Genomic DNA, 22,555 nt, shown 5'->3' on the forward strand with positions numbered 1-22,555 from the left:
TCGCGGCCTGGTGGGACGGCGACCTGCTGCGCGAACCGATGGGCAGCACCTCGATCGACAAGTTCGACCCGGTCACCCGCACCGGCAGCAAGATCGTGGACGCGGCCCTCAACGGCGCCGCCTCCAACAACGGCACCAAGGCCACGCCGGTGCTCACGGCCGACCTGTTCGGCGACTGGCGCGAGGAAGTCGTCTGGCGCAACGCCGCCAATACCGAGCTGCAGGTCTACAGCACCACCATTCCCACCGCCACGCGCATCAACACCCTGATGCACAACCCGCAGTACCGCACCCAGGTGGCGGGACAGAACGCCGGCTACAACCAGCCGCCGCACCCCAGCTTCTACCTGGGCCATGGCGCCACGTCCTTCCCGCAGGACCCGGTGCACATCCCGTACGACGGCAGCGGCACGGTGCAGGCGGAAACGGCCATCGTGGGCGGCGGAACGGCTGCGAAAACCGACCGCGCGGGATACCGCCACACCGGTTTCCTGTCCTTCCCGTCCAGCGGCGGCAGCGCGGAATTCGGCCGCATCAACGGCGGCGCGGGCGGCGCCAAGACCATCACCATCCGCTACGCCAACGGCAATCCGACGCCGCGCACCGGGGTGCTGAAAGTGAACGGCGTGCCGCAGCCCATCACCTTCAAGATCACCGGCGGCTGGACCGCCTGGACCACCATGACCGCCACCGTCAACCTGGCCGCCGGCAGCAACAACACGCTGCGCTTCGAATCCACCGGCCAGAGCCTGGCCAATATCGACGAACTGCTCGTGCCATAACAAGGAAACCAAATGAAAAAGTTCTATGCACTCTGCGCACTGGGCGCACTCGCGCTCAGCCTGTTCTCGCCATCGGCCCTGGCTGCGCACATGGGCTGGTACCAGCTCGACGCCACCTGGCGCGACGGCCAGTTCAGCGGCCAGTTCTACTACGACGGCGCCTCGCCATACCGCATCACGCAAATCACCGGCACGCTGGTGGACCTGGCGCAGACCACCACCATCGACAAGGTGTGGAACCTGGAGAACGCACAGCCGGAATCGTGGGTATTCCTGGCCAACACCAATCCGGCGGTTCCTGGCGAGCAGGACGCCGGCTTCTACCTCACGCTGCTGGACCTGGGCGCCACGCTGACGCTGGACACCTCGGCCGGCAACGGCCTGTTCGACTGGAGCAATGACGCCTTCTACAGCCCGGCGCAGCTGGACGATTCGCCGCTGCAATCCTTCGCCATCAACGCCATCCCCTTGCCCGGCACGGCGCTGCTGATGGCCGTGGGCCTGCTGGCCATGCGTTCCCCGCGCAGGCAGCGCCAGCAGCCGGCGTAAGCGTCAGGCAAGGCGGCATGCGCTTGCAAGCTATGCCGCCGTCTTCCCGGTGCTGCATGTCGCCAATGAATTCGCCGCGCTCGACACCGTCGGCATAGGTGCAGTGCTGGACGACGAGGACATGGGCGGCGCCGCTGACCGCGCTGGGCGTGGCGTTGGGACTGGAACGCCTGCTGGGACTGGACAGCGGCGCTCCGGCGGCCGCAGGCCGCTACCTGCCCGAAGTGCTGCTCACGCCGGCGGCGATGATAGAACAGCTGCACGCCTTCGAAGTGAGCACCGGGGAAGCGCAGGACTGCCAGCGGGTGTAGCCAAATGTGGCGCGACGGCTAGGTTAACGTTATCATAGGCTCGAACCGATAATCTTGAGGAGAGCTTGATGCGGCATCGTTTACCACCGTTTCGCCCGGCCTGGCGGCGCAGCCTGCTGCTGGCCGCTGTGCTGCACGCTTGCCAGCCGGTGACGCCGGCGCTGGCCGATGACTTCGACGACATGCGCGCCAAGTGGCTGCTGCGCGCGGCCGGCGGCGCTGCGGCCGATACCGCCGACCAGCAGATCGCCGCCCAACTCCAGCTCGACGACGCCAACGCGCAGCGCTACTGGTCGTCCATGCAGACCGCGCCGGAACGCGCCGCGCTCTGGCCCGACCTGGCCTCCACCACCGTGTCCGCCCACGTCACCAGCGCCTACCGGCGTCTGGCCGCCATGGCCGCCGTGTATGCCTCGCCCAAGTCTGCGCTGCACGGCAATGCCGCGCTGGGCGCTGCCGTGGTGGACGGGCTGGACTGGATGAGCAAGCACCGCTACACCGCCGGCCGGCATGCCTACAACAACTGGTGGGACTGGCAGATCGGCGCGCCGATGGCGCTCAACGAGGCCGTGCTGGCGGTGCGCGGCCTGCTTGCGCCGGAACAGCTGGAACGCTGCCTGGCCGCCATCGATTTCCATGTGCCCGATCCCGCCTGGCGCACCACGCCATCCGGCACCCTGTCGCGCACCGAAGAAACCGGCGCCAACCGCCTCGACAAGGCTTTCGTCGCCATTATGCGCGGCGTGAACGGCAAGCACGCCGCCAAGATCGCCCAGGGCCGCGACGCCATCAGCCAGGCCTTGCCCTACGTGAGCAGCGGCGACGGGTTTTATACCGACGGCTCCTTTGTCCAGCATAGCTACGTGACCTATATCGGCGGCTACGGCGTGGTCATCATGGCCGATATCGCGGCGCTGTACTATGTGCTGAACGGCTCGCCCTGGCAGCTCACGGACCCGAATGCCGGCCTGCCCTTCGAGTGGTCCATGCGGGCCTACCGCCCGTTCATCTACGACGGCGCCATGATGGACATGCAGCGCGGCCGCTCGATTTCGCGCGAATTCTATTCCGACCACGGCGTGGGCCGCACGGTCACGGGTACGATGGCGGAACTGGCCGAAGTGCTGCCGCCCGCGCAGGGGGCGCAGCTGAAAGCCGTGCTGAAAGGCTGGCTGCAGCGCGACCGCACTTTCGGCGCGTCCTATTTCACGCCGGTGGCGACGGCGGTGCCCGGCATCTACGCCGGCCTGCCGGTCTATCAAATGGGGCTGCTGAAGGCGCTGCAGCGGGATGCCGCCGTGGCGCCACTGGCCGAGGCGGTGGAAACCCGCTACTACCCGGCCACCGACCGCGCCGTGCAGCGCCGTCCCGGTCACGCTTTCGCATTGGCGATGTTCTCGAAGCGCATCAGCTCCTTCGAATCCGGCAACGGCGAAAACCTGCGCGGCTGGTGGACCGGCGCCGGCACGCACTCCCTCTACAACGCCGACCAGACCCAGTACAGCGGCAACTACTGGCCCACCGCCGATGCATGGCGCATGCCCGGCACCACCACCGACCATGGCGGCAGCGGCACGCCGGAGAAATGGAAGCTGTACAGCAACGACAAGTCCGCCGTGGGCGGCGCGGAGCTGGCGGGCCAGCATGCCGCCATCGGCATGGACTTCTCCACCAAGGCATGGAGCGACAGCGGCCTGCAGGGCAGGAAAGCCTGGTTCCTGTTCGGCGACCGCGTGGTGGCGGTGGGCTCGGCGATCTCCGCCGCCCCCGCCGACCCTGCCGCCAGGCCGGTGGAAACCATCGTCGAGAACCGCAAGCTCAATGCCGGCGGCGACAATGCGCTGACCGTCAACGGCATGCGCCAGCCGGCTGGCGCGGGCTGGTCGCAGGCGCTGCCGAACACGAAATGGGCGCACCTCGCGGGCAGCGTGCCCGGCGCGGACATCGGCTATGTGTTCCCGGATGCGCCCACCGTGCAAGGCCTGCGCGAGACGCGCACCGGCGCCTGGCGCGACATCAATGCCGAAGGCTCCACCCGGCAAGTCAGCGCCAGCTATCTGAGCCTGGCGCTGCCGCATGGCGTGCGCCCTACAGACGGCGCCTACACTTTCATCCTGCTGCCCAACCGCAGCGCGGCCCAGGTGGCGGCGTTCGCGGCCGCCAACCCGGTGCGCGTGGCGGAACGCTCGGCCAGCGCCACAGCGGTGACCGACAGCGCGCTGGGCCTGACCGGCATGGTGTTCTGGGAAGACGCGGCCAAGACCGTGAAGGTGTCGGGCAAGCCCTACCTGGCCAGCGACCGCAAGGCCGCCGTGGTGGTGCAGCAGGATGGCGCCGGCCTGCAGCTGGCCGTGGCCGATCCCACCCAGGAGAACACGGACGTGATCCACCTGGAGCTGCACCGCAGCGCGCGCGCCGTGCTATTGCACGACCCGGCCATCACGGTGCAGCAATTGAGCCCCACCATCAAAATGACCGTGGCGGTGAAAGGCTCGGCGGGTAAATCCCATCAGGCGCGCTTCGAACTGAAGCGGCCCTGAAGCGGCCCCGGGCCGCCTTGCCGCCCGACTCAGCGCGGGCGGTAGCCGCGCTGGCGGAACTGGGTGTCGGTGAACCATTGCTCGACCAGCGCCGCTGCATCGGCCTCCGCCGCCGGCACCGCCGTGCCGCTTTCCGCGCTGGCCGGATAGCCGTGGAAAGTGTTGCCGCGCCAGGCATGGCGGGCGTAGCTGCCGGATTTCTTGAACGGGCGGTACAATGCCCCGCTGCCGCTGGTGTCGACAAACCGGTTGCCGCGCAATTCGATCGTGTCGCTGGTGCCGTTGTCGTGGCTTTCCAGCAGCGGCGTGGCGCCGGCGGTCACGATCAGGTTGCCGCTGACGACCGCGTTGTCCAGCCCAGCCATCAGGATGGCGCGCCGCCGGTCGTTCAGACTCAGGTTGCGCTCCACCACCACATCCTCCACCATGGCCCGCTGGCCCAGTCCATCCTTGCCGCAGGCGCAGAACAGCATCAGGCCGCCGGCGTTGCCGTGGCTGTAGTTGGCGTAGATGCGCGTGCCGCGCGTGCCCATGTCGGCGTCGAAAGCCATGCCGTCGACCGCCTCGAGTTCCGGCCGCAGCCGCACGCCATGCACTTCGTTGTACTGGAACACGGCGCCGTCCGTGTTGATGGCCCAGGCGCCGGCGCTGTTGCCGGGCGAGCGCATCCAGATGTCGTACAGCAGGTTGGCTTCAACCAGCGGCGCCGTTGCGGTACGCACCACGATGCCGTCGCCGCCAATGTCGTGGATCCGGTTGTTGCGGAACACCAGCCGCGTGGACGGATAAAACTCGGTCGCGGCCTGCGCCGCGCTCTCCTGCAGGTAGCCGGGGTTGTTCTTATAGGGCGGGAAATCGCCGCAAGGCGCGCCGCGCGGGCGGCACATCCAGGCCGAGCGGTTCGACAGGCCGATGCCGTCCACGTGGTAGATCTCGCTGTTTTCAACCAGCACGTCGTCGAAATTGGTCTTCTTCTGGCGCGCGCCCCTGCGCTCGCTGTCGCGCGTGACCTCGAACAGGATGCCGCCGGTGGCTTTGTAGGCCAGCTTGCGGCCCGGTTCGTCCTTCAGGTAGCCGCGCACATGGTGCACCAGCACGTCGTTGATGCGGTAGTGGCGTCCGGTGCCGAAGTCCTCCAGATGCACCAGCAGCCCGACGCGCCCCGCTTCCTCCAGCCCGTCATTGCTCAGTTCAAGCCCGTTGATTTCCCAGTGCTCGACATTGAACAGGTGCAGCGCGGCGCGGTTGACCGGGCCGTCGCCGGCGGTACACAGCGTATGGTAGGGGCTCACGCCCTCGGGCCGCTTGCTGGCCTCGGTCCTCTCCTGCGTGGGGTCGGGGCGCGATGAACGGCAGCCGGCCGCGATCGCGGGACGCGGCAAGGCCGCATCGCCGTAGCTGTCCACCACAATCGGTGCGCCCGGCGTTCCCGAACTGCCCGGCATGGGCTGGAAGCTGCCGTGGCAGGTGGCGCCGCGCTTGAACAGGATGCGCGTGCCAGGCTGGAAGCGGATGGCGTTCAGCTGCGCAAGGCTGTTCAGGGGCTGCCGCAGGCTGCCCGCGCCGGCTGCGGCCGCCGAACAATCGATATGCACCGCGGGCGGAGTATCCGCTGCCCGCGCATGCCCGCCCCACGCTGCCGCCAGCATCACTGCAAGTGTCGCAAACTTCATCAGTTATTCCTTTATAGGATCGCCCCGCGTAGGGGCGAATATTAACGTTATTTTCCGGCTTCGATGTTGACGGAGAGTGGCTCGGCGAGGCGCTGCGCAGCTTCCTTGACGTAACGCTCCCACGCTTCCGGCGTGGGGAAGTCGGCGCTCTTGCTCCAGCCCGCGCCCAGGTGGTAGACAAAGGGCTTGCCCGCCTGCGCCTTGCCAACCGCCAGGTACTGGCCCTCATGCGGCATGTGTCGCCCGTCCAGCAGCACCGCGCACGCCGCGCTGCCGTCCGCGCCGGCTGTTCCGTGAGGCGGTTCCCAATAGCTCATCCAGCCTTTGCCCTGGCTGTAGCGCCCCTCGCCTTCGCGCTGCGCAATGCCGACACCGATCTCCAGGCCGGCCTTGGGCGCGCCCCGCACGGCGAAGCGGCTCTCCACGCGGCTGAAATTGGTGCCCGCGTCGATCGACACGCGGCGCAGCTCGGACACCTGGCGCCCGCCCGCGTCCCACTGCTCGTAGGTCAGCTCGAAGACGGCGCGCAGCGGGCCGTCCGCCAGCACCTTCCACTTGCTGAAGTTGGACGACGCGGGATGCAGCCGGCCGCCGTCGAACACGGCCAGTCCGCCGCAGCCGAGCGCCTTGCCCACCTTGTAGAAATCCATGCCCTCGCCCCGGTCCGTGTGGTAGTCGCCGCTGGCGTACCATTTGTCCATCACCAGCGCGCGGGTGCGCTTGGACCACACGTCCACGCCGGCGCTGACCAGCATCTCCTTCGGATCGCGCATGATGGCCGGGCCGTAGACGCGGTGCGCGGTGCGGTCGTTCTCCCATGCGAAATCGTCCAGCCGCTCCGGCACGAAGCGGGCATGGGCCTTGGCGTCCACCGGCGGCACGGCCGGCAGCGCGGCGCGCGGCAGCACGTGGTAGCGCCGCGTTTCTCCCGGCGCCAGCGTGGCCTGGAACAGCACGCCCTGCTCTACGCGCTGGCTGGGCACGATGCGCGAGGTGGCTGCGTCCAGCAGCGCTATCTCACCCGTGGCGTGGGCCGCACCCGTGGCACCCGCCATGCCTGCCGCCAGCGGCGCCTCCACCGATTCGTCCGCCCGGTGCAGGCTGCCGCCGTTGCGCACCACGACCACGCTGGACCGCGCGCCTTCCAGCAGCCGCATGCGGTAAATCTCGCTGCCCGCCATCAGGAAGGCGCCCACGCCATAGACGTCGGTGGAGTTGGGATCGTAGGATTTCGGATCCGCGCCGATGGGCTGCACGTGGGTCAGTTTGCCGTCCGCGTTGACGTTGGCCACCAGCGCGTCCCAGGCCTTGCCCGCAGCAGGTCCAAAGCGCGCGCGGTCCAGTATGCCCTGGTTGACGCCGTAGGCCAGCGCATAAGTGTACAAGCCGGTGCCGCTGCTTTCCTGCAAAGGGTAGCTGGCCGGGTCGAGCAGGCTGGCGCGCCAGGTGCCGTCGGCCTGCTGCAGCGTCAACAGCTTGGCGGCCATCTCGCTGAACTGCTGCACGAAGCGCGGGCGGGACGGATGGTTCGCGGGCAGATATTGCAGCATGCGCACCAGGCCGCCCATCACCCAGCCGTTGCCGCGCCCCCAGAACACCTTGCGGCCATTGGCTTCGCGCTTGCTGAAGTAGCGGCTATCGCGGTAGTACAGGTGCTCCCCCTGGTCGTACAGATAGTCCGATGTGAGCCACCAGTTCTTCACCGCAAAATCGAGATAGCGCTGGTCGCCGGTGGCCGCGTACAGGCGCGCCCAGGCCGGCGGCCCCATGAACAGCGCGTCGCACCACGCCCAGCGGTGCAGCACGCCCGGCGTTTCCCAATACAGGCTGCCGTCGCGCGGGTTCTCCAGCATGAAGTCGAACTGGGCGCGCATGGGCGCAATCATCTTCGGCTCGCGCGTCTGCAGATACAGCTCGGCGTATGTCTGGCCGAGGGCGTAGTCATCCGCGTGATACATACTGGGGCCCAGCTTCCAGCGGTTGCGCTCGCCCACAGCGAGCATGGCGTCGCGGTAGCGGCGTTCGCCGGAGATGCCGGCCAGCGCCATCATGCCCGCATCGCCAACCGCCTGCGTCCAGTCATCCTCCGGATAGCTGCTGGGATGGGCCAGCTGCCAGTCCGCTACGCGCTGCATCACGCCGAGCACGGCGGCCGCGCCGGCGTGGCTGGATACCGCGCGCGCGGCAGTTGCAGGTTCGGCGCGCAGCGCTGCCGCCGGCGCCGCCAGCAAAGCCAGGCATAGGGCCGCGTGCAGCCGGCGTTGCCGCAGGACTGGGGGTGCTGTCTGTGTCATCAATACTCCTTGTTTGCAGGGACGGAAAATGCGATGTGTTAACGTTACCTAAGCATTTCGGCAAATGCAATTCAATTCGTGCTTCCGCGCGCAAGAAATCTGTCGTTTTTCGCGCAAGCATATGAAATTTTCTTGTGATCAAAAAAATTTGCTGGTATCGTTATCACAGCAACACAGCATTGTCCGCTGTGTTTTTTAGGACGCCGAGTGATAACGTTCGCATAAATAAGAGACGCCAGCCGCACTGCAACTGGCAAGCACATGTTAAATTTCGACCGAGGAGAGTACATGAACACGAACAATCAGCATTCAGCCGCCGGATTCGCAGTGCGGCCTGTCGTAGCGGCGGTCGCGCTGGCCATGGCCAGCCTGGCGCACGCACAGCAAGCGGCGCCGGCAGCCAAAGACGAAGTGCAACTGGAGAAAGTGGTCGTCACCGCCAACAAGCGCGCCCAGAACCTGCAAGACGTGCCGATGGCGATCACCGTACTGAACGACGCCGTCCTGCAGCGCAATAACGTGAAAGACTTCGACGACCTGCCCGCCCTGTCGCCCGCCCTGAGCGTTTCCTACAGTACCCAGCCGGGCAACTTCAGCATCAATATGCGCGGCATCGGCACCTACTCGCTGGGCATCGGCGTGGAGTCGGACGTCTCGGTCATCATCGACGACGTGCCGTATGCGATGCAGGCCAACGCCTTCAAGGACCTGGCCGACGTGCACCGCATCGAAGTACTGAAAGGCCCCCAGAGCACGCTGTTCGGCAAAAGCTCGATTGCCGGCGCGGTCAATATCAGCACCAAGCCGATCGACAGCATCTGGAAGACCAAGACCTCCACCTTGCTCACCAGCGACGGCGAATGGCGTGCCGGCGCCTCGGTCTCGGGCGCCCTGAGCGACACCGTGCGCATGCGCCTGGCGGGAGGCAAGACCAGCTTCGGCGGCGTGGTGAAAAACCTCTACGACGGCGGCAAGCTGAACGGCTCACGCGACACCAATCTGTCCGGCAAGCTGGAATGGACCCCGGACGACAACTGGACCGTGGTGTTCTCGCCACGCGCCAGCAATTTCACCAAGGCATGCTGCGTCCAGCCGCTCAACTCCATGTCCAACATGGCCGGCGCCGTGTACAACCTGAACAACGGCACCACCTACGCGGCCGGCAACTATATGCCAGCGTCGCAGGTACTGAAAGGCATCGTACCGGGCCCGGACAATGTCTCGGTGCGCAACGACTACCCCGCAGGCGGCAAGGCGCGCGACGTGGGCGCCGGCCTGAAGGTCAGCTATGCCTTCGGCGACGACAGCGTGCTGGCCAGGCACACCCTGACCTCGGTGACCTCCTGGTCGCACTACGAGATGAACGACTACCAGGACGGCGACGGCACCGATAGCGACGTGCTGGGCAAGGCGCTGATCGGCAACAAGCCCATCGGCGTGAGCGGCGGCCTGTACCAGTTCGGCAAGTTCGACGTCAAGGCCAAGACGCAGGAACTGCGCCTGACCTCGCCCGATAAAAGCGCGGTGCGCTACGTGGCCGGCCTGTGGTACGGCAAGAACGAACTGGAACGCGAGCTGACCCGCGCTCCGGTCACCACCTACGTCACCGACTACGGCGCCACCGCCTACAACACCAACTACGCCATCTTCGGCCAGGGCAGCTTCGACCTGACGCCGAAGACCAGCGTGGTGGCGGGCCTGCGCTACAACAAGGAAGACACCGGCTACACCTTCAGCCGCTACAACCCGCCGCCCGCCACCAGCCGCGTGCTGACCGAATACTTCCGGGGCGACGACACCGAGCGCAAGACCACCGGCAAGCTGGGGCTGGAGCACCGCCTCGACCAGTCGGCCATGGCCTATGCGACCTACACCACCGGCCACAAGGGCAAGGCATATGACCTGACCAGCACCTTCAACGCCGCCATTGCCAAGACCCAGCCGGTCCCGGGCGAAGACGCCAAAAGCATCGAGGCGGGCGTGAAACTGAGCCTGCTGAACAACCGCATGTCGCTGGATTTGGCCGTGTTCCGCACCAACTTCACCGGCTTCCAGCAGTCGGCCGGCTTCACCGATGCCGACGGCATCTTCCGCACCACCCTGCACAGCATCGGCGGGCTGCGCACCAGCGGCTTCGAGTCCGACTTGAACTGGCGCGTGTCTCGCGAACTGCTGCTGAACGGCGCCTTTGCCTACACCAAGGCCATCGTGACCGAGTTCGAGAACGGGCCTTGCCACAGCGTGCTGAACGCCGCCGGCACCGGCACGGTCCCGGGCGGCAATTGCGCGGCCAATCCGAAGTACAACAACACCAATGTGGCCAACCTGGCGGGCGCCACCTTGCCCAACGCGCCGAAGTTCAAGCTGAACCTGGGCGGCCAGTATGACATCCTGACCGACCGCTCTTACAACGGTTTCATCACCACGGCCTTCCGCTGGCAGAGCCGCACGCAGTTCAACCTGAACCAGGACCCGATGACCGAGCAAGGCGGCTACGGCATCGTCAACCTGGGCGCCGGCATCAAGGACAAGAAGGATGGCTTCAAGCTGAGCTTCATGGTCAACAACCTGTTCAACAAGTCTTACGCCACCAGCCTGGCCAACAGCTGGGTGAACGGCACCTGGAGCGCCAAGGCGCCCAACGCCGTGGTGCCGGTCAACACCACCAACTGGACCCCGGCCCGCGACTACCAGCGCTACTTCTCGGTGCGCGCCGACATGCAGTTCTGATGCAACAATGATGTATCAGCCGCTGTAACAGTTTTTCTCTCCGGGAGGATTTCTCCCACTGGGCGTACCGGTCATCCGTGTACGCCCTTTTTTGATAGCGAGGAGACCGCCATGCCGCAACAACGCCGCCGCTTCCTGGGCCAGGCCCTGGCTGCAAGCCTGATGGGAACCATGCCGCCACTGCTGCGGCAGGCGCTGGCAGTGCCGGCGCACCGCGCCAGCGGCACGCTGCAGGACGTGCAGCACGTGGTCATCCTGATGCAGGAAAACCGCTCTTTCGACCATTACTTCGGCACCCTGCCCGGCGTGCGCGGCTTCGGCGAGCGCTTCACCATCCCGCTGCAAGACGGACGCACAGTCTGGCAGCAGCACAACGGCCGCCGCACGGTGATGCCCTACCACCTGGACCAGGAAGCCGGCAACGCCCAGTGCGCGCTGGACCTGCCGCACACCTGGCCGGACGCGCAAGCCGCCTGGAACGACGGCCGCATGGCCCACTGGCCGCGCGCCAAGACCGACGCCTCCATGGCCTACTACACGCGCCGGGAGCTGCCGTTCCAGTTCGCGCTGGCCGATGCCTTCACCTTGTGCGACGCCTACCACTGCTCGCTGCAGGGCGGCACCAATCCCAACCGCCTGTATCTGCTGACCGGCACCAACGACCCCGCCGGCGCCAGCGGCGGACCTGCCATCGACAACCGCATGGAAGGCCTGGGGCCGGCTGCGCAGGGCTTTACCTGGACCACCTACGCCGAGCGCCTGGAACAGGCCGGCGTGCGCTGGAAGGTGTACCAGGACATGGACGACAACTACGACTGCAATCTGCTGACCGTGTTCCGCAGCTTCCGCGAGGCGCACCTGAACCGTCCGCACCCGCTGGCCGACAAGGGGCTGAGCAGCACTTTGCGCAACGCCAGCTTGCAGGGCCTGAAGGACGACGTGCTGGCGGGACGCCTGCCGCAGGTGAGCTGGATCGTTCCGCCGCGCCTGTACTGCGAACATCCGGGGCCATCGACGCCGGTACAGGGCGGCGCGTATACCCAGATGGTGCTGGAGGCGCTGCTGGCCGATCCGGCAGTGTGGGGCAAGACCGTGTTGCTGCAAATGTACGACGAGAACGACGCCTTCTTCGACCATGCCCCGCCGCCCGCCGCGCCTGCGCTCCAGCGCGACGGCGGCCGCGCCGGAAAATCCACCGTGGACTACGCGGCCGAATGCCACTCGGACGGCCGGCTCTACGGCCTGGGACCGCGCGTGCCCATGCTGGTGATCTCGCCCTGGAGCAAGGGCGGCTGGGTCAATTCGCAGGTGTTCGACCACACCTCCGTCCTGCGCTTGCTGGAAGCGCGCTTCGGCGTGCACGAACCGAACATCAGCCCCTGGCGGCGCGCCGTGTGCGGCGACCTGACCAGCTGCTTCGACTTCCGCACGCCGGACGCGGCACCGCCGCCGCTGGAGCCGCGCGGCCAGGCCTGGGCCGACGCCTGGCGCCGCCAACAGCGCGCGCGCGGCGGCATCGAGGTGCCGCCTGAGGGCAGCCAGGACGCGCCGCGCCAGCCTGCGGGCGAGCGCCCATCGCGCGCCCTGCCCTACCGCCTGGAGCTGCGGTCCGAAACCGTTCCGGCGCAGCCACGCGCCGTGTCGCTGGAATTCATCAACAGCGGCGCGGCCGGTGCGGTATTCCATGTGTACGACAAGCTGCACCTGGAGCGCATCCCGCGCCGCTATACAGTGGAAGCGGGCAAATCGCTGTCGGACCTGTGGACGCCCGCACCGGGCGACTTGGGCAAGTATGATCTATGGGTGCTGGGGCCGAATGGCTTCCACCGCCACCTGCAGGGCAGCGTGGAGGCGGACACGCTGGCGATGACGCTGGAGGCCGCGCTGGAAACCGCAATGGGAACCGTGGCTGGCGGCCTGCGCCTGAGCTTGCGCAATGGCGGCGCGGCCCCGTGCGAGGTGGCGCTGCGCAAGCTTGCCTATGGCAGCGCGCCGGTGCAGCTGCGCACCCTAGAACCCGGCGAAAGCGCACGCATCCTGCTGCCGCTGGACGCACAGCGCTACTGGTACGACTACAGCGTGCAGTGCGGCGGCTGGATGAGACGTTTCGCGGGCCGTCTCGAGACCGGGCAACACGGCGTCAGTGATCCTGCGATGGGGACCTAAATCCCGCGCGCCGGAACAGCCGCAGCACGCCATACCACAGGCAGGCTCCGGCCAGCGCCACCAGGCCGGCGGCCAGGAACATCAGCCGGAAATCGCTGCCGCTCCAGTCGAGCGCGGCGCCCATCGCCAGCGTAAACACCATCGCCAGCAGCGCGGTGACGGAGGCCGAGAATGCCGCCAGCTCGGAGAAGCGCGCGCGCGGCAGCAAGGCCGGCAGCAACGCGGCGGTACCGGTCAGGAAAGCGCCCGCCAGCACGCCGTGCACCACGAACCAGATCAGGAAGGAGGTGCGCCCCACCACCAGCAGCCAGGCGCCCAGCATGCACAGCGCATACAGCGCCAGCGCGGCGAAGCCCACCCGCAACGGATGGACGCGGTCGGCCAGCCAGCCCAGCGGCAGCGCCAGCACGATGGAGATGCAATAGGTGAGCGCCACCGCATGGCCGAAACTGTTGCGGTCCACGCCGAACTGGCTGATGGCGTTGTAGCTGTTGATATTCACTGGCAGCAGGCTGGTGGTGGCCAGGCCCAGCGCGGCGAACAGCAGCACATAGAACCAGGGCGCTTCGCCGCCCGGCGCGCGCAAGCGGCCCAGTCCCGGCGGCGCCGCCAGCGCGCTGGGCGGCGGACAGTCCGGTTCGCGCACGAAGGCGCACAGCAGGGCGAAGCCGGCCAGGTAGACGGCGGCAATGGCCAGCATGACCTGGCGCGCAAACGACGGCAGGTCGTTGCCGAAGACGACATAGAAAAAGGCAGCGCCCACCGCCAGGCTGACAATGCGGAACAGGCCGAAGAAGCGCCCCAGCAAAGGCTTGGGCACGGTGTCGTTGACGAGGGCGATGAACAGGGCGTTGCCGGTGATGCTGAACAGCTCGAACAGCGCCCAGAACACCGCCATGCAGGCAATCACGGCTTCGCGGCGGAACGCGGGGCCGATGCCGAACCAGGCCATCAGCGCGTCGGCCAGCGCCTCGCTGTAGGCCAGCCCCACCAGGGAGCCGGACAGCAGTGGCGCGCCGCACAGCAGAAAGGGAATGCGCCGCCCCAGGCGGGTGCGGGTGCGATCGCTCCAGGCGCCCACCAAGGGACCGAACAGCAGCGACAGCAAGGCTGGCAAGGCGCCAAACATCACGTTGAGCAGCACGGGATTCCGGCTGAACTCGCGCAGCTGGGCTTTCACCACTTCCTGCACCGCGCGCTCCTTGAGCGACCATGCCAGGTCCCCCATCAGGAGAAAAAAACATAGCGGCAGCAGCGAGGCCAGGCCGGCGGCAAGCAGCAGCGGCGGCGCCTGCCGCAAAAGCACTTTCTGGCCCACTCCCCCTCCCCGCTGATGACTTGTAGCATGCTAGCCGATTTGGACACTCAGCGGTAGCAGCCAGGTGCGAAACTCAGCCCGAATTACACATCGGCACGCGGCACACGGTCAGGCGGCGGCATGACCGTGCTGCGGTGCTGCGCCGCCGCTCCAGTAGCTGCGCCAGCCGGCATTGACCCTGGCCAGCGCTTCCAGAAAATAATAGTCGCCCCACAGATTGGCCTCGTCCACGCCGCGCGCCTCGGGCCAGCTGTACACGCCATGCAACAGCAGGCCCCGCCCCGGTCCGGGCGGCGCAGCGTAGCCGGCGGCCAGGCCTTGCAGCATATGCAGCGCGCGCTCCCGGTAATGCTGGCCGCGCGCGCCCGGCGGCAGCTGCGCCGCCAGCTCCAGCAGGCCGCATACCGCAATCGCGGAGGCCGAGCTGTCGCGCTGCTCGCCGCCACGCCAGTCCAGCGCCAGATCCCACTGGCATACACCGTCGTCCGGCAGGCGCGCCAGCAGGTGGTCCGCCATGCGGCAGGCCGCATCCAGCGCGCCCTGCCCCGGCGCGTGGCGGTGGTTCAGCGCCAGGCCATAGACGCCCCAGGCCTGGCCGCGCGCCCAGCAGGAATCGCTGCCGTGGCCCTGCACGGTGCTGATGCGCAGCGCGGCGCCGCTGTCCAGGTCAATATGGCAGCTGTGCGCGCTGGAGCCGTCCGGCCGCAGCAGCAGCGCCAGCGAGCGGGCCAGGTGCATGCGCGCCGCGTCGCCGTAGCGCGGCTCATGCGTCTGGGCAGTGGCCCAGTGCAGCAGGGGCAGGTTCATCAGCGTGTCGATGATGATGCGGCCCTGGTCGCGCTGGTCGGCGCGGTCGCCGATCCTGCCCCAGGCCTGGATCACGCCGGCCGCAGGCAGGAAGCGCTCGGCCAGCACCTGCGCCGCCTCCAGCGCCAGGGCGCGGTGGTGCTCTTCGCCGGTTACGCGGAACGCAGCCACCGAAGGCCCGTACAGGAAGCCCAGGTCGTGATGATCCAGGTCGGTGCGCTGTGCCACGCGGGCAGCGAAGCTGGCATGGTGGCTTTGTGCCCATTGCCGGAACACGCCGCGCCCGCACAACTCGTAGGCCAGCCAGCCCATGCCCGTCCAGAAGCCGGTGGTCCAGCCCACGTTGGCGCCGCGCGGGAAGCCGGGCGCCTGCCGCAGGCGGTACACGCCGTCCGTGGCGGTGTCGTCAGGGAAACCGGTGCCGAAGCGCAGCGCGTGGCGCTCCAGCTGATCCAGCGCCGCAGCCTGCGCGTCCCGGAACAGTTCGGCCTGCGTTGCGCGAATTTGAGGTATCGTTATCATATTCAGCTATAAAAAAGGCCCGGGCCGCTGGCCGCGGGCCGATCTTCAGGCCGCCCGCTTGCGCGCGCGGGGCTTGCTCCTGGCGGCAGGCGCTTCCGGTCCCGGCCCGGTCGAGGCGCGGATCAGGAATTCGCTGGGGAACTCAATCCGCTGGCGCCGGCCCGGCTGCGACTGGATGCGCCGCATCAGCTCCTGCACGGCCGCTTGCGCCATCGGCCCCACCGGATGGCGCAACGTGGTCAGCCCGGGCTGGGCCACCGAGGCGCCGGCCATGTCATCGAAACCGATCACCGACACGTCCTGCGGAATGCGCAGCTCTTTTTCGCGTAGCGCGCTCATGCAGCCCAGCGCCATGGCGTCGTTGGCGGCAAAGATCGCCGTCGGCGGTTCGGCCAGCGCCATCAGCGCGCGCCCCGCCTCCACGCCGGACGGCTCGTTGAAATCGCCCTGCGCAATCAGCTCCGGCTCGCAATCGATGCCGGCCTCCTGCAGCGCCGCCCGGTAGCCGCGCTCGCGCTCGTCGCTCTGGCCGGTGTAGCCGGTGCCGCGCACGAAGGCAATGCGACGGTGCCCCAGTTCGATCAGATGCGCCACCGCATCGCGCGCGCCGTTGACGTTATCGCCGCGCACCACCGGCAAGGTGGTCTCCTGCTTGCAGTAGTTGATCATGACGATGGGGCTGGTGCTCGCCTCCAGCGTGCGCAGATAATCGTCGCTCATGCGCGGCAGCACATAAATCAGGCCGTCCCACAAGCCGTGCAGCATCTGGCTCAGGCGCTTGCCCTTGCCGTCGCCCAGGTCGCCCAGCGAGTTGTAGATGAACATGTCCATCTCGTACTTGCGCACTTCCTCGCTGATGGCCGAGACGAAGCCGTTGACCACCGTGGACGCCAGATCGTTGACGACCACCCCGATCACATTGGTGCGGCCGCCCTTCATCATGCGCGCCAGCGCGTTGGGCGCGTAGCCCAGCTCTTGCGCGGCGGCCTGCACCTTGGCCCGGGTTTCGTCCGATGCATAGCCTTCGCCGCTCAGCGCGCGCGAAGCCGTCATCACTGACACACCCGCTTTTTTGGCCACATCGACCAGGGTTACCGTCGATTTCTTCATTGCTGTCCTTTGGCTACTGATAACGATATCGGGCTTTTGGCCTCGATGCAGGTTATTTTACCGGATTTGCGGAGAATTCCACAGCGCCGGGCAGCAGGACGGGCCGTTGCCCTTCAGTCGCCGCTATTTCGCCGCGCCGCGCGCTTGCATGCGGTGCAGCTCGCTGCCCGCCATCAGGAAGGCGCCCACGCCGTACACGTCGGTGGAACCGGGATCGAAAGCCTTGGGGTCTTCGCCGATAGGCTGCACGTGGGTCAGCTTGCCGGCCGCATCCACATTGGCCACCAGCGCGTCCCAGGCTTTGGCCACCGCCGGCGCAAAGCGCGCACGGTCCAGCAAGCCTTGGTTGACGCCATAAGCCAGCGCATAGGTGTACAGGCCGGTGCCGCTGGTTTCCTGCAGCGGGTAGCTGGCCGGGTCCAGCAGGCTGGCGCGCCACATGCCGTCGCGCTGCTGCAGCGTGAGCAGCTTTTCCGACATTTCGGTGAACTGCTGCACGAAGCGCGCGCGCGAAGGATGGCCGGCCGGCACGTACTGCAGCATGCGTACCAGGCCGCCCATCACCCAGCCGTTGCCACGGCCCCAGAACATCTTGCGCCCATTGGCTTCGCGCTGTTTGAAGAAGCGGCTGTCGCGGTAGTACAGGTGTTCTTCCTTGTCGTACAGGTAATCCGAGGTGCGCCACCAGTTCGCTACCGCGAACTCCAGGTAACGGTGCTCGCCGGTGGCGGCCGCAAGGCGCGCCCAGGCCGGAGGCCCCATGAACAGCGAGTCGCACCAGGCCCAGCGGTGCAGCACGCCGGGCGTGATCCAGTTCAGGCTGCCTTCGCGCGGGTGCGCCAGCATGTAGTCGAACTGGGCGCGCATCGGCGCGATCATGTCCGGGTCGCGCAGCTGCAGGTACAGTTCCGCGTAGGTCTGGCCCACCGCGTAGTCGTCCGCGTGGTACATGCTCGGGCCCAGCTTCCATTCATTGCGCCGGCCCATGGACACCATGGCGTCGCGGTAACGGCTGTCGGCGGCGATGCCGGCCAGCGCCATCATGCCCGCGTCGCCAACCGCCTGGGTCCAATCATCCTCAGGGTAGGTACTGGGATGGGCCAGCTGCCAGTCCGCCACGCGCTGCATGACCGCCAGGGTTGCCGCAGGCGTCACGGCGCGTTCGGCCGCCGCGCCGGGCGCGCCGGCCAGCAGCGTCAGCGCCAAGGCGGCGCCCAGCAGCCGGACTGCGGACCAGGAGAGCAAAGTAGGTTTCATAGTGCGTCCTTTGTTAAGAATTGGGAAATTTCCTGAAGCCGGGTTCCACATCGCGGCAACAATGCGTTAACGATACCACACAAAAATCCGCCAATACCAGCGTTTTTATCTCCGTTTCTTCGTTTGCGCATTCGGACAACAAATCCGAAAGCGAAACTGGAAAAGTCGATGCGTTAACGTTACCATTCATTTGATCGATCAATTCCACCATCGAACCGGAGCATGACATGACACAGCCTTACGACCTGGCCAGCGCACAATGGGAAGCGCTGGGCGGACAGCACACAGCGCGCGAGATCGCGCAACAGCCTGCGGTATGGCGCCAGCTGGCAGCCGCGCTGGCAACCGACGCGCAGCCGGACGAAACCGGGCCCGGCGCCAACAGCATATCCGCAGCCGACCGCGCCCGGCTGCACGCCTTGCTGGCCGACCCGTCGGCGCAAGCCATCCTCACCGGCGCAGGCACCTCTTCCTTTATCGGCGAAGTGGCCGCCGACGGCCTGAACCAGGCCTGGCCGGCGCAAGTCCGCGCCGTGGCCACCACCAGCCTGCTGAGCCACCCTGCCCTCTACCTGGCCGCCGGCAAGCCCTTGTTGCTGGTATCGTTCGCACGCAGCGGCAACAGCCCGGAAAGCCAGGCCGTGGTGGACCTGGTGCGCGCCAAGGCGCCGGGCGTCCTGTTCCTGCATATCACCTGCAACGGCGAAGGCGCGCTGGCTCGCGACGGCGGCGGCCGCAGCGACACCATCACCCTGCTGCTGCCGCCGGCCACCTGCGACCGCAGCTTCGCCATGACCAGCAGTTTCACCACCATGCTGCTGGCCGCGCTGTCGCTGCTGGAACCTGCCCCGCTGGCGCAGGCGGCGCAGCGCATCGACGCCGTGGCGGCATTGGCCGGCCACTGGCTGGACACCCTCGCCGCGGAGTGGCGCCAGCTTGGCAGCCTGGCGGTGTCGCGCATCGTCTACCTGGGCGGGGCAGCCCTCGAAAGCCTGGCGCGCGAAGCGGCGCTCAAGGTGCTGGAGCTCACCGCAGGCCAGGTGCTGGCCATGCCCAACACGCCGCTGGGCTTCCGCCACGGCCCCAAGTCCATGCTCAACCGCGACACGCTGGTGGTGCTGTTCCACAGCCAGGGCGCCCACGCGCGCCGCTACGAGCACGACCTGCTGGCCGAACTGCGGCGCGACGGGGTGGCGGGCCGCGTGGCTGCGCTCGATGGCGCCGCGCTGGGCGCGCCTGCGGACCTGCCCGACGCCTGGCTGGCGGCGGCCTACGTGCTGCTGGCGCAAACGCTGGCGCTGCACCAGTCGGTGCGCCTCGGCCTCACGCCGGACAATCCCTTCCCCGACGGCACCGTGAACCGCGTGGTGCAAGGCGTAACGGTGTATGCCGATGAAGCCGCCTGAGCCGGTCAGCGGCAACACCTACGGCATCGACATCGGCGGCACCAAGATGGAACTGGTGGCGTGCGATGCGGCGCTGAACGTGCTCCTGCGCCGCCGCGTGCCCACCCCCGGCAGCGACTACGGCACCTTCGTGGCCGCCCTGGCCGACCTGGTGCGCGGCGCCGACCAGGAACTGGGCATGCGTGCACCGGTGGGGTTGGGCGTTCCAGGCATCGTCGATGCAGCCAGCGGCAAGCACCTCAGCGCCAACGTGCCCTGCCTGACCGGACGCCACCTGCTGCCGGTGCTGCGCACCATGCTGGAGCGTCCCATCGCCATCGGCAACGACTGCCAGTGCTTTGCGCTGTCGGAGGCGCATGGCGGTGCGGCGCAAGGTTACCCCAGCATGTTTGGCCTCATCATCGGCACCGGCGCCGGCGCCGGGTATGTGCTGGACGGCCAGCTGGTTCGCGGACGCAACGGCATCGCGGGCGAATGGGGCCACTGGCCCATCGGTCCGGACCTGCTGCGGCGCTACGGTCTGCCGGTCTGGCACTGCGCCTGCGGTAGCCAAGCCTGCCTCGAATGCTACGTGTCCGGCACCGGCATGCGCCGCCTGCACCGGCACGCAATCGGCGGTGCGACTGACGGCAACGGCGCCAACGGGGCGGACGCGGAGGCCCTGCTCGCGCTGCGCTGCGCGGGCGACCCGGTGGCACAGCGCGTCGTGGCGCTGCACCTGGACCTGCTGGGCGCGGCCATCGCCCGCATCGTGCTGGCGTACGACCCGCACGCCATCGTACTGGGTGGCGGCTTGTCGCGCATGCCGCACTTGTACACGGAGCTGGCGCAAGCGGCCAGTGCCCACCTGCTGCCCGGTCTTGCGGTGCCGCCCATCCTGCCGCCCTTCTTCGGCGACGCCGGCGGCGCGCGCGGCGCGGCCCTGCTGGCGCGCCAGCCCAACCTCATTGCAAAGGAATCCTGATGTCCCATCTCCAAAACCTGATACGCGAGCACGGCAACGGCGCGGCCGCGGGAATCGCCAGCGTCTGCTGCAGCAACGCCGAAGTACTGCAGGCGGCTATTGCCGTCGCCCTGGAATACGGCGGCCCGCTGCTGGTGGAATCGACCTCCAACCAGGTCGACCAGTTCGGCGGCTACACCGGCATGCGCCCGCGCGACTTTGTCGCCTACGTGCGCGGCCTGGCTCGTTCGATGGACTTCCCGGCGGAGCGGTTGATCCTGGGCGGAGACCATCTCGGTCCCAACACCTGGCAGCACCTGCCGCCGGAGCAGGCGATGGCGCATGCGCGCGTGCTGATCGCAGCCTACGTCGAAGCAGGCTTTGAAAAAATCCACCTCGATTGCAGCATGGCCTGCGCGGGAGACCCGCTGCCGCTGCCGGACGACCTGGTGGCGGCGCGTTCGGCCGACCTGGCCGATGTGGCCGAACGCGCGGCGGCCGGTGCCGGCCTGACGCCGCCGGTGTACGTGGTTGGCACCGAGGTGCCGGTGCCGGGCGGCGAAGCGTCGCTGGAAGGCGGCATCCAGGTGACGCGCCCACAGGCGGCGGCCGCTACGCTGGAGGCACATCGCCGGGCCTTCGCGCAGCGCGGCCTGGAGGCGGCATGGCAGCGCGTGATCGCGCTGGTGGTGCAGCCGGGCGTGGATTTCGACCACAGCACGGTGCGCCACTACGCGCCGGCGGAAGCGCTTGAACTGTCGGCCTTCATCGAGGACCATCCGGGCCTGGTGTATGAAGCCCATTCCACCGACTACCAGTCCGAACAGGCGCTGCACGCGCTGGTGCGCGGCCACTTCGCCATTCTCAAGGTGGGACCGGCTGCTACCCACGCGCTGCGCGAGGCATGGTTCGCGCTGGCCGCCATCGAGGACGAACTGCTGCCCGTCGAGCAGCGCTCGCACTTCAAGGCAGTGCTTGAGCGCTGCATGCTGGAGCAGCCCGGCTACTGGAACAAGCACTACCCTGGCACGCCCGGCCAGCAAGCCACGCTGCGCCGCTACGCGCTGTCCGACCGCAGCCGCTACTACTGGCCTGCGGCGCCGGTACAGCAGGCGCTCGCCACGCTGAAAGCCAACCTGGACGCGGGCCCGTTGCCGCTTCCCCTGCTCAGCCAATACCTGCCGGAACAGGCCGAACTGGTCAACGCCGGGCGCCTGCCCGCGCGTGCTGCAGACCTGGCGCGCCACAAAGTCGCACTGGTGCTGGCGCGCTACGCCCGCGCGTGCCGGCTCAACGGGGTGGCCGCGCCATGCTGACATTCGCCCCGGCCGGCGGCGCCGCGCCGCACTACCACGGCAACACCACGGCCAGCTGCGAGGAACGGCGCCGGCAAATCCTGCATGCGCTGCGCGAGCAGGACAGTGTGCGCGTGCAGCGCCTGGCGCAGCGCCTCGGCGTCACGGCGGTGACGATACGCCTGGACCTGCGGGCGCTGGCCGAAGCCGGCCTGGTGCAGCGCCAGCACGGCGGTGCGCGGCTGGCGCATTCCGCCCCGCCGGAAGCACCGCTGGCGGAAAAACGCCTGCAGCACCGCGAGCGCAAGCAGCGCATCGCCGCTTGCGCGGCGGCCCTGGTTGCGCCCGGCGACAAGCTGATACTGGACGCAGGCAGCAGCACCCTGCAACTGGCGCGCCTGCTCAGCGCGCGCGGCACGCTGACGGTGTTTACCAACAGCCTGCCGATTGCCTCCGAACTGGCGCACTCCAGCGACATCGACCTGATCGTGTCAGGCGGCGTGCTGCGCCACGCGTCCCAGTCTCTGCAAGGCAAACAGGCCGAGGCCAGCCTGGACGGCTATGTGTTCGACAAGCTGTTTCTCGGCGCGGACGGCATCGATCCGGCCTTCGGCCTGTCCACCCACGACGCCGCGGACGCCAGCCTGAACGCACGCATGGCTGCCTGTGCGCGCCAGGTGATCGTGCTGGCCGACGCGTCCAAATTCGGCCGCATCTGCCTGAACCGCATTTGCGCGCTCAAGCATGTGGACACCATCATCACCGACGCCAGCCTGGCGCCCACGCTGCGCGAGCAGCTAGCGGCGCAGGGCATCACCGTCATCATTGCGGAGCACGAGCATGGCAACTGAC

At 67.9% G+C, this 22,555-nt stretch carries 16 protein-coding genes; 10 read left to right on the forward strand and 6 right to left on the reverse strand.

Annotated features, from left to right (window positions below; translation table 11 throughout):
- The 4 genes from AC6H42_RS30435 to AC6H42_RS30450 form a co-directional block, all read left to right on the forward strand.
- The coding region (locus tag AC6H42_RS30435) for a rhamnogalacturonan lyase family protein (protein ID WP_497549667.1) at positions 1-782 on the forward strand (782 nt) is incomplete at its 5' end.
- 12 nt (positions 783-794) lie between these two features.
- Complete coding sequence (locus AC6H42_RS30440) at positions 795-1,331, forward strand: hypothetical protein (RefSeq protein ID WP_057153829.1); 537 nt, start codon at positions 795-797, stop codon at positions 1,329-1,331.
- Between the two features lie 98 nt (positions 1,332-1,429).
- Complete coding sequence (locus AC6H42_RS30445) at positions 1,430-1,642, forward strand: hypothetical protein (RefSeq protein WP_200953925.1); 213 nt, start codon at positions 1,430-1,432, stop codon at positions 1,640-1,642.
- A gap of 68 nt (positions 1,643-1,710) precedes the next feature.
- A complete protein-coding gene (locus tag AC6H42_RS30450) occupies positions 1,711-4,182 on the forward strand; it encodes a polysaccharide lyase 8 family protein (protein ID WP_497549668.1) in 2,472 nt (823 codons plus the stop codon).
- A 29-nt stretch (positions 4,183-4,211) separates the two neighbouring features.
- Here the strand turns inward: AC6H42_RS30450 and AC6H42_RS30455 are convergent, their stop codons facing one another.
- Both AC6H42_RS30455 and AC6H42_RS30460 read right to left on the reverse strand, forming a co-directional pair.
- A complete protein-coding gene (locus AC6H42_RS30455) occupies positions 4,212-5,855 on the reverse strand; it encodes a right-handed parallel beta-helix repeat-containing protein (protein ID WP_497549669.1) in 1,644 nt (547 codons plus the stop codon).
- Between the two features lie 47 nt (positions 5,856-5,902).
- Positions 5,903-8,149, reverse strand: a complete 2,247-nt coding sequence (locus AC6H42_RS30460; RefSeq protein WP_497549670.1) for a glycoside hydrolase family 88 protein — start codon at positions 8,147-8,149, stop codon at positions 5,903-5,905.
- Between the two features lie 288 nt (positions 8,150-8,437).
- Between AC6H42_RS30460 and AC6H42_RS30465 the strand changes: the two genes are divergently transcribed.
- On the forward strand, positions 8,438-10,879 hold the full coding sequence (locus tag AC6H42_RS30465; RefSeq protein WP_497549671.1) for a TonB-dependent receptor: 2,442 nt from the start codon (positions 8,438-8,440) through the stop codon (positions 10,877-10,879).
- 111 nt (positions 10,880-10,990) lie between these two features.
- Positions 10,991-13,045 carry a phosphocholine-specific phospholipase C gene (locus tag AC6H42_RS30470; protein ID WP_497549672.1) on the forward strand — a complete coding sequence of 685 codons (2,055 nt, stop codon included), beginning with the start codon at positions 10,991-10,993 and terminating at the stop codon, positions 13,043-13,045.
- On the opposite strand, the gene AC6H42_RS30475 is transcribed toward AC6H42_RS30470, so the two are convergent.
- The 4 genes from AC6H42_RS30475 to AC6H42_RS30490 all read right to left on the reverse strand — a co-directional run bounded on the left by AC6H42_RS30475 (position 13,020) and on the right by AC6H42_RS30490 (position 18,059).
- Positions 13,020-14,363 carry an MFS transporter gene (locus AC6H42_RS30475; RefSeq protein ID WP_057153823.1) on the reverse strand — a complete coding sequence of 448 codons (1,344 nt, stop codon included), beginning with the start codon at positions 14,361-14,363 and terminating at the stop codon, positions 13,020-13,022. The genes AC6H42_RS30470 and AC6H42_RS30475 overlap by 26 nt on opposite strands.
- A gap of 108 nt (positions 14,364-14,471) precedes the next feature.
- Positions 14,472-15,692 carry a glycoside hydrolase family 88 protein gene (locus tag AC6H42_RS30480; protein WP_497549673.1) on the reverse strand — a complete coding sequence of 407 codons (1,221 nt, stop codon included), beginning with the start codon at positions 15,690-15,692 and terminating at the stop codon, positions 14,472-14,474.
- Between the two features lie 45 nt (positions 15,693-15,737).
- Positions 15,738-16,802, reverse strand: a complete 1,065-nt coding sequence (locus AC6H42_RS30485) for a LacI family DNA-binding transcriptional regulator (RefSeq protein WP_057153821.1) — start codon at positions 16,800-16,802, stop codon at positions 15,738-15,740.
- Between the two features lie 123 nt (positions 16,803-16,925).
- Positions 16,926-18,059: a glycoside hydrolase family 88/105 protein gene (locus AC6H42_RS30490; RefSeq protein ID WP_497549674.1), complete on the reverse strand. Its 1,134-nt coding sequence runs from the start codon at positions 18,057-18,059 to the stop codon at positions 16,926-16,928.
- A gap of 227 nt (positions 18,060-18,286) precedes the next feature.
- Here AC6H42_RS30490 and AC6H42_RS30495 point away from each other — a divergent pair, with 227 nt between their 5' ends.
- The 4 genes from AC6H42_RS30495 to AC6H42_RS30510 are packed head-to-tail and all read left to right on the forward strand — an operon-like array spanning position 18,287 to position 22,554.
- Positions 18,287-19,465 (forward strand): SIS domain-containing protein, encoded by a 1,179-nt coding sequence (locus AC6H42_RS30495; RefSeq protein ID WP_497549675.1) that lies wholly within the window; start codon positions 18,287-18,289, stop codon positions 19,463-19,465.
- Entirely contained in the window at positions 19,452-20,429 is a 978-nt protein-coding gene (locus tag AC6H42_RS30500; protein WP_057153958.1) for an ROK family protein, read from the forward strand. The genes AC6H42_RS30495 and AC6H42_RS30500 overlap by 14 nt, the downstream gene beginning before the upstream one ends.
- On the forward strand, positions 20,429-21,724 hold the full coding sequence (locus AC6H42_RS30505) for a D-tagatose-bisphosphate aldolase, class II, non-catalytic subunit (protein ID WP_497549676.1): 1,296 nt from the start codon (positions 20,429-20,431) through the stop codon (positions 21,722-21,724). The genes AC6H42_RS30500 and AC6H42_RS30505 overlap by 1 nt, the downstream gene beginning before the upstream one ends.
- Positions 21,718-22,554, forward strand: coding sequence for a DeoR/GlpR family DNA-binding transcription regulator (locus tag AC6H42_RS30510; protein WP_082551584.1), 837 nt, complete (start codon positions 21,718-21,720; stop codon positions 22,552-22,554). The genes AC6H42_RS30505 and AC6H42_RS30510 overlap by 7 nt, the downstream gene beginning before the upstream one ends.
- Position 22,555 lies beyond the last annotated feature (1 nt).

The organism is Massilia sp. NBRC 108631 (genome assembly GCF_059704565.1).